Origin of the sequence: Nonomuraea sp. NPDC049750 (assembly GCF_040659625.1) — a bacterium.
GTDB lineage: Bacteria > Actinomycetota > Actinomycetes > Streptosporangiales > Streptosporangiaceae > Nonomuraea.
The window spans coordinates 37077-51235 of sequence record NZ_JBFANB010000056.1 but is presented as its reverse complement, the minus strand read 5'-3'; the positions used below and the strand labels follow the sequence as shown (position 1 = coordinate 51235).

The following is a 14159-nucleotide window of genomic DNA, read 5'->3' as shown; positions in this document are numbered from 1 at the left end:
ATGGTACTGCACTCGGGAGGGTGTGGGAGAGTAGGTCACCGCCGGACAATCTTTGGTTGCAGAAAGGGCTCCACGCATGACGCGTGGGGCCCTTTTTCGCGTTGTGGGGCCTTACGCGTGGCGCGTGGGGCCCTTTTCTGCGTTGCGGGGTCTGGCGCCGTTGCCGGGCATTTCTACATTCCCAGGCCTCGCGCCGTTCTCGGGGGCCTGGAAGGCTCGGCGCGCACGAGGCGGCCTGGAGGCGGCCTGCTGGAGCGACGGCGAAGGTGCTGGCGGTCCGCGTGAGGCAGTCTGCTGGAGCGACCGCGGCGGTCTGCGCAAGGCGGTCTGCTGGAGGGATGGCGACGGCGGGAGAGGGATGGCGGGAGGGGGATGGCCGACGGCAACGCGGCTTCTCCGCTCAGGCGTTGCTGCCTTCTCGGCGGCCCGCGCGAGGCAGCCTGCGGGAGGGATGGCAAGGTCGGAGGGGACTGTGAGGGTGATGGAGAGACGGCGACGGCGGCAGGGGGATGACGGTGATGGAGTACCACGGGTGGGTGACCATCCGTCAGACGGCCCGCGCTGACGACGAAGGATCCGACGGTCTCCTGAAGCGGCAGGTGGAGGAGATCCGTGCGTATCTGGCGCAGCTCCCCGACTACGGTTTGATCGACCTGCGCTGGTTGAACGGCATTCCCTCCTTGCACGTGGCCGGCCAACCCAACCGCGACGGCGGCTGGAGCGGCATGATCATCGAGCTGTTCCAGCGGGTCGGCCAGATCGCGCCCGGCTCCTACGGGCTGCTCCATCTCTGGGACGACGAAGGCGCTCACCCGAACGAGTTCCGCGTCTACCGGCTCGTACGCGGCTGGCTGAGCGAGCACGCCGACACCCTGCTCTCTCCCACGATCCCGACCCTCGAAGACCCCGAACCGCACCCCTAACCCAAGTCGGACTTCTGACCTGAGCCGCACTTCCCACCCGAGCTGCACTTGGCCCGAGCCGGATTCCCGACCCGAGCCGCACTCCTGGTCTGGCTCCTGACCTGGACTATCCGTCCGTCAATGGAAACTCGAGATGATACGACTTGGGCGGCCAGCGAGATCGTGGTGTTCGCGCGAGCAAGCCCGTGGTGTCCGTGCGGGCGTAGGAACGTTGGCGTCCGTGCGTCCGTGCGTCCGTCCGAGCTGACTGAGCTCGTTGGTGAGCATCTCCCGCGGGCACAGGCGCGCTGGCAGCTTGTGCTCGCCCTGGCCAGGTCGGGCCGCCAGTTAGCTGCCCCACTGAGCGGGGCCGCCCCATAGAACGAGACCACCCCACAGAACGACACAGCCCCACTGAGCGAGACAGCCCCACTGAGCGAGTCGGCCCCACTGAGCGAGTCGGCCCCGCAGGGCGAGGCCACCCCACAGGGTTGCCGAAGGGGACATCTGTGGCGTCGGCTCGATCGTCAAACTGGGCACCACTGGCCACTAGCGTCACATCGGCACCATTCGTGATAATTCACGAATGGTCGGGGGGAGAGGCTTCGGGGGGTTCTCCCGCGTGGCCTTAACTGGGCTTCTCCTGCTGCTCTTGGCCGTCTGGCCGGCGCCGCCCCCGCGAGAGCCGGTTCAGCGTCGGGCCGCCTTCCACCAGCAGGCCCCTGTCCTGGTCCAGCAGCAGGCACTGGTCGAGGTCCCCGCGCCGGTGAAGCATCGCAAGAAGCCCAAGCCGGATCCGCCGATCGTGGCCAAGAAGATCACCAAGCGGCTCGATCGCTACCTGGCCGGGCGTCCGGGGCCTGTCACAGCGATGGTCGAAGATCTCACCACCGGGCGCCTCTACCGTTATCACCGCGACGAACGACTGATCACCGCGAGCACCGCCAAAGTGCAGATCCTCATGGCGCTCCTCCTCAAGACCCCCTGGCACAAGCTCTCGAAGGCCACCAGGCACGACGCCGACCTCATGATCCGCTACAGCGACAACCACGCCGCCGATCGCCTCTGGCTGCGGATCGGTGGGGCCGCCGGGTTCACGAAGGCGGGCAAGAAGTACGGGCTGCGCCACACTCAGGGGGTTCCGGGTGACTGCGTCGACCTGTACTGCTGGGGCATCACCAGCACCTCGGCCGAAGACCAGGTGCGGCTGATGAAGGCCCTCGTGTCGGCCAAGAGCCCGCTCCGGGCCAAGGATCGTGCGCAGGTGCTCAGGCTGATGGGCAAGGTGATCGACGGCCAGAACTGGGGCGTGAGCGCCGCCAAGTGCAAGGGCGACCATGTCGCGCTGAAGAACGGCTGGCTGAAGCGCGTGTCCACCAAGCGCTGGGCCATCGTCAGCGTCGGCCTCATTCACGGCCACGGCCATGACTACGCGCTGGCCGTGCTGACCGAGAACAACGCCGACACCGGCCAGGGCATCGTGACCGTTCAGGGCGTGGCCGAGCGGATCATGAAGTCTTTCCGGTCGTGTCACGCCTGACCGCACGAGGTCACGCGGGGCCGGTCGCGCCACGTCTGACCGCACGGGGTCACGCGGGGCCCGGAGGGGGCGTCCCACGGGCTGAACGGGGTTAAGCGGGGTTAAGCGGGGCGGAGCGTAGTCGCACAGAACTGAACAGCTTCGCGGGGTCAAGCAGGGTCATACAGGCCAAGCAGGGCCGTGCAGGGCCATGCAGGGCCGTGCAGGGCCATGCAGGGCCGCACAGGGCCATGCAGGTCGTACGGGGTCGAGCAGGGTCACACCGAGTCGGACGGGGCGGGGGCGATCAGGCGGTAGCCCACGCCGCGGACCGTCTGGATCAGTGCGTCCTCGTCGTCGCCCAGCCGGGCCCGCAGCCGCTTGACGTGCACCGCGATCGTGTTCGTCGAGGTGCTGGACACCGTGTGCCACACATGCCGCATGATCTGCTCGCGCGTGACCGTGCGGTTCGCGTTGCGCATCAGATACTGCAGCAGCTCGAACTCGCGCAGCGGCAGATGCACGACCCGCCCGTCCACCCGTACCTGGTAGGCCTGCGCGTCGAGTTCGACGCCGCCCACGACCAGCACCTCGCGGCCCTCCGGGGAGGCGGCGTGGATGAACGGCAATAATTCCGGCACCCGGTACGGCCTGGCCACGCAGGCGACGGCACCGGCGGCGAGCGCCTGTACGGCCTGCTCGGCGTGCCCCTCGCCGACGCCGAGCAGAACGGGCACGGCCCGTGAGAGCCGTACCGCCCGTACGAAGTCGACGGCGCCGATGACCGGCAGCGTGGCCGACACGAGTACCACGTCAGGCTGCAGCGCCCCGGCCTGGATCAGGCCCTGGGCGCCGTCGGGGACGCCGGTGACCGAGACGCCCTCGCGTTCGAGGGCGGTGGCCACGTCCTCCACGACCCCGTTGTCCGGGTCCGCGATGAGCAGGATGGGCTTCGTCCTCGTGTCCCCGTTCACACTGGATGCCGCCTGCTGGTGGATCATCAGCCGAAGCGCCCGGTGATGTAGTCCTCGGTCGCCTTCTCTGTGGGATTGGTGAACATGCGGGAGGTCTCGTCCATCTCGACGACCTTGCCGGGCTTGCCCTGCTCGGCGAGGTTGAAGAAGGCGGTCCGGTCGCTGACCCGGGCGGCCTGCTGCATGTTGTGGGTGACGATCACGATCGTGTAGTCGTCCTTGAGCTTGGCCATCAGGTCCTCGATGGCCAGCGTGGAGATCGGGTCGAGCGCGGAGCAGGGCTCGTCCATCAGCAGCACCTGCGGCTGGACGGCGATGGCCCTGGCTATGCAGAGTCGCTGCTGCTGGCCGCCCGACAGGCCCGCGCCGGGCTTGTTGAGGCGGTCCTTGACCTCGTTCCAGAGGTTGGCGCCCTTCAGTGACGTCTCGACGACGCCGTCCATCTCCGACTTGGACACGCGGCCGTTGAGCCGGAGCCCGGCGGCCACGTTCTCGTAGATCGACATCGTGGGGAACGGGTTGGGGCGCTGGAAGACCATGCCGATCATCCGGCGCACCGAGACCGGCTCGACGCTGGAGGCGTACAGGTCCTCGCCGTCGAGCAGCACCTTGCCCTCCACGCGCGCGCCGGGGATGACCTCGTGCATACGGTTGAGCGTGCGCAGGAACGTCGACTTGCCGCACCCGGACGGGCCGATGAACGCGGTGATCGAGCGCGGCTCGATGGTCATCGAGACGTCCTCGATGGCCTTGTGGCCCCCGTAGTAGGCGTGGAGGCCGGAGACCTGGATCTGCTTGGACATAGTGGCTTTACCCCTTATCGGCCTCTGGCAGGTGCGCGCCACCGGGCGATCAGGCGCGCGACCAGGTTGAGCAGCATGACGATCAGGATGAGCGTGAGGGCTCCGGTCCAGGCCCGATCCACGGCGGTGTCGTTGGGACGTCCCGCCTGGTCGAAGACGAACAGGGGGAGCCCCATCTGCGGCCCGCTGAACGGGTCGTTGTTGATGGAGTCGGTGAAGAACACGGTGAGCAGCAGGGGCGCGGTCTCTCCGGCGACTCTGGCCACGGCCAGCATGACGCCGGTGATGATGCCGGTCAGCGCGGTCGGCAGGACGACCTTCATGATCGTGCGCCACTTGGCCACACCCAGCGCGTACGAGGCTTCGCGCAGGTCGTTCGGGACCAGGCGGAGCATCTCCTCGGCCGATCTGACCACGGTCGGCATCATCAGGATCGACAGGGCCAGCGCCCCGGCGAACCCGGAGAACGGCTGGCCCAGGAACAGGACCCAGAACGCCAGGATGAACAGGCCGGCGACGACAGAAGGGACGCCGGTCATGACGTCCACGAAGAAGCTGATGTACCGGCTCAACCGGCCGCCGTTGCCGTACTCGACCAGATAGATCGCGGTCAGCAGCCCGATGGGGACGGAGATGAGCGAGGCGAGCAGGACCTGTTCCAGCGTGCCGATGATCGCGTGGTAGGCACCGCCACCCGCGTCGCGGGCGCCGATGTTGCGCATCGAGTGCGTGAGGAAGTCCAGGTCGAAGCGCCCGAGACCGTTCTTGATCACCAGCCAGAGCACGGACACGAGCGGGACCACGGCCAGGGCGAACGCCAGGTAGACCAGCCCCTGGACGACGCGGTCCTTGATGCGGCGGCTGGTCGAGATGTGCTGGATCGCGGTCATGCGGCGGCCCTCGCGTACTCCTTGCGGCGGTTTATGATCATGCGGGCCGCTATGTTGACGAGCAGTGTGATGACGAACAACACCAGGCCGGAGGCGATCAGCGCGCCCCTGCCGATCGGGGTGGCCTCACCGAAGCCGTTGGCGATGTTCGCCGCGATGCTGTTGGCGTGCGGGGTGAGGATCTCGAAGCTGATGTCGAAGGTGGCGGGGAAGATCAACGCGACCGCGATGGTCTCGCCCATCGCCCGGCCGAGGCCGAGCATCGAGGCGCTGATGACGCCGGGACGGCCGAACGGCAGCACGGCCATCCTGATCATCTCCCAGCGGGTGGCGCCGAGCGCGAGCGCCGCCTCCTCGTTCATCTTGGGAGCCTGGAGGAAGACCTCGCGGGAGATGGCCGCGATGATCGGCAGGATCATGATCGCCAGGACGATGGCTCCCGCGATCATGGTCTTGCCGCCGATCGCGCCCTCGCCGGCGAAGAGCGGGAACCAGCCCAGGTTCTCGTTCAGCCACTGCGAGGGCGTCTTCAGCAGCGGCACCAGGAAGACCACGCCCCACAGGCCGTACACCACACTGGGGACGGCGGCGAGCAGGTCGATCAGGTAGCCGAGCGGCCCGGCCAGGCGGCGGGGCGCGTAGTGGGAGATGAACAGCGCCACGCCGACCGCGATGGGCGTCGCGATGACGAGCGCGAGGGCCGAGCTGAGCACGGTGCCGAACGCCAGGGCGGCGATGCCGAAGACCTGGCTGCCGTTCGGGTCCCAGACCAGCTCGGAGAAGAAGTGACCCTTGTTCGCCTGCAGGGCGGGGATCGCCTCGCTGATGAGGAAGACGGCGATCGCCGCCATGATCCCCAGCAGGATGACGCCCGCGCCGGTGGCGGCGTAACGGAAGGGCCCTTCACCATGGCTGCGCCGCGAGGCGGGCCGGCTCGTGGCCGGTCCGCCATCACGGGTACGAACGTTGGTCGTCATCGGCTGCTAGGAGATCGCCTCGACGGCGGTGCGGACCTTGGTCAGCAAATCGCCCGCGAGCGGGGCGTAACCGAGGTCCTTCAGCGCGGCCTGGCCCTCGTCGCTGGCGGTGTAGGTGAGGAAGGACTTGACCAGCTTCGCCTGGTCGGCGGGCAGGCCCTTCTCGCAGGTGATCTCGTACGTCACCAGGACGATCGGGTAGGCGCCCGCGGTCTTGGTGGCGTAGTCGATGCCGAGCTTCAGGTCGTTGCCCGTGCCCTTGATCTCCGCGGTCTCGATCGTCTTGGCGGCGCTGTCGGAGTTCAGCTCGACGAACTCGCCCGCGCCGTTGGCGACCTTGGCCTTCTGGAGCTGGGAGTTCTCGGCGAACGACAGCTCGACGTAGCTGATCGAGCCCTCGGCGCCCTTCACCGAGGAGGCGATGCCGTCGGAGCCCTTGGCGCCCTGGCCCTTGGCCTCGGCGGGCCACGCCTTGGCCGGCTCGTACGGCCACTCGGCCGTGGCCTTGAGGAACTTGGTGAAGTTGTCACTGGTGCCGGACTCGTCAGCCCGGTGGAAGGCCTGGATCGGCGTCGAAGGCAGCTTGGCCTGCGGGTTGTCGGCCTTGACGGCCGCGTCGTCCCACTTGGTGATCTTGCTGCTGAAGATGCCGCCGAGAGTCTTGGGGGACAACTGCAGCCCGTCGACGCCCGGGAGGTTGTAGACGACCGCGATCGGGCCGGTCACCATCGGGATGTTGATGGCCTTGCCGGTCTTGCACCGGGCGTCGGCCTGGGCGGGCTCGCCCTTGTCGTCCTTGAGGGCCGAGTCGGAACCCGCGAAGGCGACCGTACCCTGGATGAAGGCCTGGACACCCGCGCCAGAACCGCTGGGCTGGTAGTTCAGGCTGGCCCCGGGGTTCTTGCTCTGGAAGTCCTTCTTCCACTGGTCGATCGCGTTGGCCTGGGCCGAGGATCCGGCGGCGTTGATCGTGCCGCTCAGACCGTTGTCGTTACCCGCGGCGGTGGTGGCACCGGCGGACGCGGTGGCGTCGGCGCCGCTGTTGTTGTCTGTGCCGCACGCAGCGAGCGAGAGCGCGCCGACGACGGCGACGGCGGCGAGCCGGCCTGCATACTTCACGGTTGGGTTTCCTCCCACTCGGTCCTTAGTCGCTACGAAGTTATGCAGCCAAAGTGACTCAATCCCCCTACCGAGGGTGAACGGACGGTGAACGGCCCTGGTCGCCCTCATGATGGGAGGTATGACCTATCGCGTATGCCTGGTGTGCATGGGAAACATCTGCCGTTCACCTATGGCGGAGACCGTGCTCAGGCGGACCTTGGCCGACCACGGACTCGATGAACAGGTGGCCGTCGACAGCGCCGGCACCGGCGGCTGGCACGCGGGCGATCCCATGGACGCGCGGGCTCTGCGGACGCTGGCCGATCACGGCTATGACGGCTCGGCGCACCGGGCCAGGCAGTTCACTTCGGGGTGGTTCGACCGCTACGACCTGGTGCTGGCCATGGACCGGGACAACCTGTCGTTCCTGCGGCGGATGGCCCCTGAGGGCGTGGAGGTACGGCTGTTCCGCTCGTTCGACCCCGACGCGCCGGACGGCGCCGAGGTGCCCGATCCCTACTACGGCGAGGCCGACGGTTTCGAAGAGGTGTTGCGGCTGGTCGAGGCCGCTTCTGACGGCGTCGCGAAGCACATAGCCGATGAGATCGACTGAGGATCTCGGGGCCTCCCACGGGTGGCGGCTGCAGCGGGGCGTGCTCGACGACGGGCGCGTGGTGTTCGCCAAGACCGGAGCCGTTTCTCCGGTGTTCACTTCCGAGGCAGAAGGGCTGCGGTGGCTCGGTGAGGTCATCGCCGTGCCGGAGGTGGTCGAGGTCTCCCGGGATCGGCTCGTACTCTCGTGGGTGGACACCTCAGCGCCGACGGCGGCGGCCGCCGAGCGGTTCGGGCGCGATCTCGCGCGGCTGCACCGCGCCGGCGCGCCCGCCTTCGGCGCGCCCTGGCCGGGCTTCATCGCCGACCTGCCGATGGACAACTCGCCCGCCGACGACTGGCCGGCCTTCTACGCCACCCGCCGGGTGCTGCCCTTCGTACGCCAGGCGCGGCTGCCCACGCGGGACGCGGCGCTCATCGAGCGGGCGGTGTCGCGGTTCGGCGAGGTGGCGGGGCCGCCGGAGCCGCCGGCGCGCATCCACGGCGACCTGTGGAGCGGGAACGTGCTCTGGTCGGACGGACGCGCGGTGCTCATCGACCCGGCGGCGCACGGCGGGCACCGGGAGACGGACCTGGCGATGCTGGCGTTGTTCGGGGCGCCCTATCTGGATCGGATCCTGGGGGCCTACCAGGAGGAGACGCCGCTCGCGGACGGGTGGCGGGAGCGGGTGCCGCTGCATCAGTTGCATCCGCTGCTCGTCCACGTGGTGCTCTTTGGTGGGACTTATCGCGACAGCTTGCTGGCTGCCGTGGCGCGGGTGCTGGCGCTATGAGGCGTTCAGGCGTCTGAGGACCTCGTCGTGCAGGAGGCCGTTGGTGCAGACCAGGCTGCCGCCCTCCAGCCCGGGGACGCCCGCGAGGTCCGTCCACCTGCCCCCGGCCTCCTCGACGATCACGGTGAGGGCCGCCATGTCCCACGGCGACAGCTCCGGCTCGGCGGACAGCTCCACCGAGCCCTCCGCGACCATCATGTGCGACCAGAAATCTCCATAGGCCCTGGTGCGCCAGCAGGCCCGGCCGAGGTCGAGGAAGTTGTCGAGGCGGCCCATCTTCTCCCAGCCGCCGAAGCTGGAGTAGGAGAAGGACGCGTTCTCCAGATCGGAGACCGACGAGACGCGCATCCGGGTCGCCTTGGTCAGGCTCTTGCCGGTCCAGGCGCCGCCCTCGGTGGCCGCCCACCAGCGCTTGCCCAGGGCGGGGGCGGACACCAGGCCCACCTTGACCTGGCCGTACTCCATCAGTGAGATCAGCGTCGCCCACACGGGCACGCCGCGTACGTAGTTCTTTGTGCCGTCGATCGGGTCGATGATCCAGGATCTGGCACCCCAGCCCGTCTTGCCGAACTCCTCGCCCACGACCGCGTCACGTGGCCGGGCCCGCCGGAGGGTGCCGCGAATGGCCTCCTCGACAGCGCGATCGGCATCGCTGACCGGCGTGAGGTCCGGCTTGGTGTCGACCTTGAGATCGACCGCCTTGAACCTTCGCATGGTCAGGTCATCGGCGTGGTCCGCCATGACATGCGCCAGACGTAGATCATCGTTATAACCCGTCACGATGAGCCACGCTACCGTGACTTACCTCCCGAACATCAGTCGAGCGGCCCTGGATTTCTGGTAAGTCCCGTTCCCCGACGGATGGCTGATTCTTCTGATAAGTCCCGCTGCGGGGCCTCAGGTGCCGTCGTCCGGGGTGCCCTCGCGGCTGGACAGGAGGCGGCGGAGGGACTCCAGGCGGGCCGGCTCGGCGTGCCCGGCCGCCACCCAGGGTCCCAGCGCGCAGTCGGCGTCCAGGTGGGTGCAGCCCTTGGGGCAGTCGACCGTGCCTTCGATGAGGTCGGGGAAGGAGGCGAGGACGGTCTCGACCGACACGTGGGCCAGGCCGAAGCTGCGTACGCCGGGCGTGTCGATGATCCAGCCGCCCTCCGGGAGTTCGAGGGCCACGGCCGAGGTCGAGGTGTGGCGGCCTCGGCCGGTGACGGCGTTGACCTGGGAGACCGCCCGGTTGGCGGCCGGGACGAGGGCGTTGACCAGGGTCGACTTGCCCACGCCCGAGTGGCCGACCATGACGCTGAGGCGGCCGGTGAGGTGGTCGCGGAGATGGTCAAGCGAGCCGCCCTTGTGGACGACGACGTGCGACACCCCGAGCGGCTCGTACATCGCCACCAGCTCGTCGGGCGGCGCCAGGTCCGACTTGGTGAGGCAGAGGAGTGTTTCGATCTCGGCGTCGAAGGCGGCCACCAGGATCCGGTCGATCATGCGCGGCCGGGGCGGCGGGTCGGCGAGCGCGGTCACGATGACCAGCTGGTCGGCGTTGGCCACCACGGGGCGTTCGATGCCGTCGGTGTCCTCGACGTCGTCGGCCGAACGGCGCAGCATCGACGTGCGCGGCTCCACGCGTACGACCCTGGCCAGGGCGTCGGGGCGGCCCGAGACGTCGCCCACGAGGGCCACCCGGTCGCCGACGACGATGCCCTTGCGGCCGAGCTCGCGCGCCTTCATGGCGGTGACCAGGCGACGCTCGGGCTGCTTGCGCTTCTGGGCCGATCCCTTGGCGCGTTCGGGCTCGACCAGTGTGGTATAGCGGCCCCGGTCGACGGCGACCACGAACCCCTCCACGGCGTCCTCATGCGCAGGCCGGATCCGGGTCCGCGGCCGTGAGCCCTTGCTCGGCCTGACCCGTACGTCGTCCTCGTCGTACTCCCGCTTTCTCAGCGGTCTACCCCCATGTCACCATCCGCCGCCTGTCGACCCTGGCGGTCCTGTCCACATGTTGCCCCACCGGGCGGGATGCCCAGGAGACCGTGCCCGCGTGTCCATCCCACCATGCCGACCGGCATGGCCGCCCGCAGGAGCATCCGCGTCGGGAGGGTGGTCATCGCTCGCTCAGCATGGTCGTCCACATCTGGACGAACTCCGGGAGAGTCTTGGCCGTCGTCGCGATGTTCTCCACCGCGATGTCCGGGACCGCCAGCCCGATGACCGCGCCGGCCGTGGCCATGCGGTGGTCGTCGTAGCTGTGGAAGACACCGCCGTGCAGCGGGCGGGGGCGGATGAGCAGGCCGTCGTCGGTCTCCTCCGCGTCGCCGCCCAGCCGGGTGATCTCGGTGACCAGGGCGGCCAGGCGATCGGTCTCGTGGCCACGCAGGTGCGCCACGCCCCGGATCCGGGACGGCGAGCTCGCCAGTGTGGCCAGCGCGGCGATCGTCGGCGTCAGCTCGCCCACCTCGCGCAGGTCGGCGTCGATGCCCTCGATCCGCCCCGTGCCGGTCACGGTCAATGAGCCGGCCTCGCCTGCCGCCTCGTGTGCCGCCGGGGACAGCCGGACCGTGGCGCCCATCGAGGTGAGCAGGTAGCGCAGGGCGTCGCCCGGCTGCGTGGTCGTGTGGGGCCAGCCGGGGATGGTGACCGTGCCGCCCGTGACCAGAGCCGCGCCCAGGAAGGGCGCCGCGTTGGACAGGTCGGGCTCGACGGCCAGGTCCCTGGCCGCGATCGGTCCCGGCTCGACCCGCCAGATGTCGCGCTCGCTGTCGTCGACCGTCACCCCGGCCGCCCTGAGCATCTGGATCGTCATCTCGATGTGCGGCTGCGACGGCACGGGCGGGCCGACGTGGCGGATCGTGACGCCCTTCTCGAAGCGCGCCGCCGTGAGCAGCAGCCCCGAGACGAACTGCGACGAGCCCGACGCGTCGAGCGTGACCTCGCCGCCCGCCAGCGGGCCGTGGATGGTGAAGGGCAGGGCGTCGTTGTCGACGCGGGCGCCGAGCGCGCGCAGGGCGTCGAGGATGGGGCCCATGGGGCGCTTGCGGGCGTGCGGGTCGCCGTCGAAGGCGACCGGGCCGTCGGCCAGGGCGGCCATCGGCGGCACGAAGCGCATGACGGTGCCCGCCAGGCCCGCGTCGATGCTCGCGCCGCCACGGATCGGGCCGGGCGTCACCTGCCAGTCGACGGCGGCCGTGGTCTCGTGCACCGGTGTCAGGGTGGCGCCCAAGGCACGCAGCGCCGCGACCATGAGGTCGGCGTCGCGGCTGCGCAGTGCCTGGCGCACCATGCCGGGGCCGTCGGCCAGCGCGGCGAGGAGCAGCGCGCGGTTGGTCACGGACTTGGAGCCGGGCAATGGGATCGACGCGACCACGGGAGCGGTCGCGGTGGGCGCGGGCCAGTGCGGTGCGGGCATGGTCAAAGAATACTGGCGCCGGTGAAGTTCACGGCTGCCGGCGACTCGGGCGGGCGCGCATGCGGTCACAGGTACATGGCAGTGTGGGGACATGTGCGGGAGATACGCGTCGGCGCGCAAGAAGCACGAGCTGCTGGAGGAGTTCCAGGTCGAGCTCGACGGTGACCCTGACCAGGAGCTCGGGCCCGACTACAACGTCGCGCCCACCAAGAACGTCTACGCCGTCCTCAGCCGAGTCCCCAAGGACGCCGAGCGGGCCGTGCGGCAGCTGCGGATCGTCAAGTGGGGGCTGGTGCCGGCCTGGGCGAAGGACCCGTCGGTGGGCTCACGGATGATCAACGCGCGGATCGAGACGGTGGCCGAGAAGCCGTCCTACCGCCAGGCGTTCGCCAAGCGCAGGTGCCTGCTGCCGGCCGACGGCTACTTCGAGTGGATGCCGGTCGAGGGCGACAAGAAGAAGAAACAGCCGTACTTCATCCACCCGGAGGACGGCGGGGTGCTGGCGATGGCGGGCCTGTACGAGTTCTGGAAGGACAAGTCGCGCGACGACGACGATCCACTCAAGTGGCTGGTGACCTGCACGGTCATCACCACCGACGCCGAGGACGAGCTGGGCCGCATCCACGACAGGATGCCGATGATGATCGAGCAGGAGCGCTGGGCGGAGTGGCTCGACCCCAAGCTCACCGACCCCGAGCAGGCTTCGGGTCTGCTGGTGCCGGCCGACACCGGGCGGCTTACGGCGGTGGCCGTTTCCACCGATGTCAACAATGTTCGGAACAACGGCCCGGACCTCATCAAACCCCTGCCCCCGGAGGAGGAAACCGCTCTCCGCTAAAGGTGTAAGAGCCACGCTTAGTGGGCATTCGGTGGGGAAAGCGATGCATCCGTTCACCCGGAGTCACCGCCACACATGCCCCCCAACGCGCCGGGTAGGACTTCCGGGGAGTCCCGCTGCGGCTTGCCCCCCTTTACCCGGAGGTGCGGATCCGTGGACGACGCGACCGCTCGTAAGCAGCTGGAGAAGATGCTCGCTGACCTGGACCGATCGATCGGGGTGCTGCAGGGCGACCCCGTCGCGATCCGCGAGCACTCCGCGGCCGACGCGGGGTCCGACCTGACCGACGCCGACCGCGCCCAGGCCATGCTCACCGTGGCCACCGCGCAGCGCAGGTCCGTGATCGAGGCGCTCAAGCGCGTGGACGAAGGCACGTACGGCAGGTGCGTCGACTGCGGCAAGCCGGTCCCGGAGGGCCGGTTGGAGGCCCGTCCGGAGGCCGCGCGGTGCGTGGAGTGCCAGGGCAGGCAGGAACGCCGCCGCTAGCGGTGCTTTCGTTGGCGGTACCGCCAACGAAAGCGGCTAGGTCTTGCGGGCGCTGGCCACGAGGTGGATGCCGACCGTGTCGTCGTCGTCCGGGTGCGCGTCGAGTTCGGTGCGGACCAGCCAGGCCAGCGATCTGGCGTCGGAGCCCAGCACGTGGTCGACGGTGGAGGGCGACAGCACGGTACGCGGGCGTACCCACTCCACCTCCAGACCGGCGCCGGTCAGCAGCTCGCGCAGCTGCGCGCTGCTGAAGCAGCGGGTGATGCTGCCGTCGGGCCACGGCACCAGCATGACCTCGCCCGTCTGCCGCAGGTGCTGCCACTGCTCCTGCTCGGCGAGGATCGCCATGCCCAGCACCAGGGAGTCGACGCAGATCAGCGCCCGGCCGCCGGGCCGCAGCACCCGGAACACGTCGCTCATCGCCGACTCGGCCATGAGCTCGATCGACATGGCGCGTTCTTCGGCGAGGACCGCGTCCACGCTCTCGTCGGGGAGGAAGGCCAGGTCGTCGGCGCGTACGTGACGGACGCGCCCGGCGTCGCGCAGCCGCGCCTGCGGGTCGGGCATCAAGGGGGAGCTCGGCGACTGGGAGTTGAGCGACGCGGGGGTCAACGCCAGCGAGGTGGAGCGGCGGAAGTCGAGCAGCTCGATCACCCGGTGCCCGGCTCCGGCGGCCTGCCCGGACCAGCGTCCGCGGCCTCCTGACAGATCGAGTACGACGGAGGGTTGGGCGGGGAGCCACCGGGTCAGCTGCTCGGCGACAACGGCGCGGTAGAAGGTCCAGTACGGCCCGAGCGTCCCTGAGCCGTTCAGTTCCTCGGCCGGAATGGGCAGCACACGCGACTCCTGGGTTCCGGGAAAATGGCTACCAGCCGGTACGTATG

15 protein-coding genes are annotated in these 14159 nt (G+C 69.3%); 6 read left to right on the top strand and 9 right to left on the bottom strand.

The annotated features are described in order from the left end of the window. The first annotated feature begins 509 nt into the window (after nucleotides 1-509). Nucleotides 510-923, top strand: a complete 414-nt coding sequence (locus AB0J16_RS57955; RefSeq protein ID WP_358557455.1) for an Imm7 family immunity protein — start codon at nucleotides 510-512, stop codon at nucleotides 921-923. 631 nt (nucleotides 924-1554) lie between these two features. Continuing rightward, complete coding sequence (locus AB0J16_RS57950) at nucleotides 1555-2442, top strand: serine hydrolase (RefSeq protein WP_358557452.1); 888 nt, start codon at nucleotides 1555-1557, stop codon at nucleotides 2440-2442. A gap of 257 nt (nucleotides 2443-2699) precedes the next feature. On the opposite strand, the gene AB0J16_RS57945 is transcribed toward AB0J16_RS57950, so the two are convergent. Genes AB0J16_RS57945 through pstS form a run of 5 tightly spaced genes read right to left on the bottom strand, consistent with a single transcriptional unit; the run spans nucleotide 2700 to nucleotide 7184 of the window. Continuing rightward, nucleotides 2700-3395, bottom strand: coding sequence for a response regulator transcription factor (locus AB0J16_RS57945; RefSeq protein ID WP_358557449.1), 696 nt, complete (start codon nucleotides 3393-3395; stop codon nucleotides 2700-2702). Nucleotides 3396-3421: 26 nt separating this feature from the next. After that, a complete protein-coding gene (pstB, locus tag AB0J16_RS57940) occupies nucleotides 3422-4198 on the bottom strand; it encodes a phosphate ABC transporter ATP-binding protein PstB (protein WP_358557446.1) in 777 nt (258 codons plus the stop codon). A gap of 14 nt (nucleotides 4199-4212) precedes the next feature. After that, complete coding sequence (gene pstA, locus AB0J16_RS57935; RefSeq protein WP_358557443.1) at nucleotides 4213-5088, bottom strand: phosphate ABC transporter permease PstA; 876 nt, start codon at nucleotides 5086-5088, stop codon at nucleotides 4213-4215. Beyond that, nucleotides 5085-6065 carry a phosphate ABC transporter permease subunit PstC gene (gene pstC / locus AB0J16_RS57930; RefSeq protein ID WP_358557440.1) on the bottom strand — a complete coding sequence of 327 codons (981 nt, stop codon included), beginning with the start codon at nucleotides 6063-6065 and terminating at the stop codon, nucleotides 5085-5087. The genes pstA and pstC overlap by 4 nt, the downstream gene beginning before the upstream one ends. Nucleotides 6066-6071: 6 nt before the next feature. Then, entirely contained in the window at nucleotides 6072-7184 is a 1113-nt protein-coding gene (gene pstS, locus AB0J16_RS57925) for a phosphate ABC transporter substrate-binding protein PstS (protein WP_358557437.1), read from the bottom strand. 121 nt (nucleotides 7185-7305) lie between these two features. Between pstS and AB0J16_RS57920 the strand changes: the two genes are divergently transcribed. Further along, nucleotides 7306-7779 (top strand): low molecular weight protein-tyrosine-phosphatase, encoded by a 474-nt coding sequence (locus tag AB0J16_RS57920; RefSeq protein ID WP_358557434.1) that lies wholly within the window; start codon nucleotides 7306-7308, stop codon nucleotides 7777-7779. Continuing rightward, nucleotides 7766-8551: a fructosamine kinase family protein gene (locus AB0J16_RS57915; protein ID WP_358557431.1), complete on the top strand. Its 786-nt coding sequence runs from the start codon at nucleotides 7766-7768 to the stop codon at nucleotides 8549-8551. The genes AB0J16_RS57920 and AB0J16_RS57915 overlap by 14 nt, the downstream gene beginning before the upstream one ends. Here the strand turns inward: AB0J16_RS57915 and hisN are convergent. The 3 genes from hisN to aroA form a co-directional block, all read right to left on the bottom strand. Beyond that, entirely contained in the window at nucleotides 8546-9331 is a 786-nt protein-coding gene (gene hisN, locus AB0J16_RS57910) for a histidinol-phosphatase (protein ID WP_358557428.1), read from the bottom strand. The two genes, AB0J16_RS57915 and hisN, sit on opposite strands and share 6 nt — an antisense overlap. Before the next feature lie 117 nt (nucleotides 9332-9448). Continuing rightward, nucleotides 9449-10489, bottom strand: a complete 1041-nt coding sequence (gene rsgA / locus AB0J16_RS57905) for a ribosome small subunit-dependent GTPase A (protein ID WP_358557457.1) — start codon at nucleotides 10487-10489, stop codon at nucleotides 9449-9451. 160 nt (nucleotides 10490-10649) lie between these two features. Then, a complete protein-coding gene (gene aroA, locus AB0J16_RS57900) occupies nucleotides 10650-11951 on the bottom strand; it encodes a 3-phosphoshikimate 1-carboxyvinyltransferase (protein ID WP_358557425.1) in 1302 nt (433 codons plus the stop codon). Between the two features lie 91 nt (nucleotides 11952-12042). On the opposite strand from aroA, the gene AB0J16_RS57895 reads away from it, so the two are divergent. Both AB0J16_RS57895 and AB0J16_RS57890 read left to right on the top strand, forming a co-directional pair. Continuing rightward, nucleotides 12043-12789 (top strand): SOS response-associated peptidase, encoded by a 747-nt coding sequence (locus AB0J16_RS57895; RefSeq protein ID WP_358557422.1) that lies wholly within the window; start codon nucleotides 12043-12045, stop codon nucleotides 12787-12789. Between the two features lie 153 nt (nucleotides 12790-12942). Continuing rightward, nucleotides 12943-13275, top strand: coding sequence for a TraR/DksA C4-type zinc finger protein (locus tag AB0J16_RS57890; protein ID WP_358557419.1), 333 nt, complete (start codon nucleotides 12943-12945; stop codon nucleotides 13273-13275). Between the two features lie 36 nt (nucleotides 13276-13311). Here AB0J16_RS57890 and AB0J16_RS57885 read toward each other — a convergent pair whose 3' ends face one another. After that, nucleotides 13312-14112: a methyltransferase domain-containing protein gene (locus AB0J16_RS57885; RefSeq protein WP_358557416.1), complete on the bottom strand. Its 801-nt coding sequence runs from the start codon at nucleotides 14110-14112 to the stop codon at nucleotides 13312-13314. Nucleotides 14113-14159 lie beyond the last annotated feature (47 nt).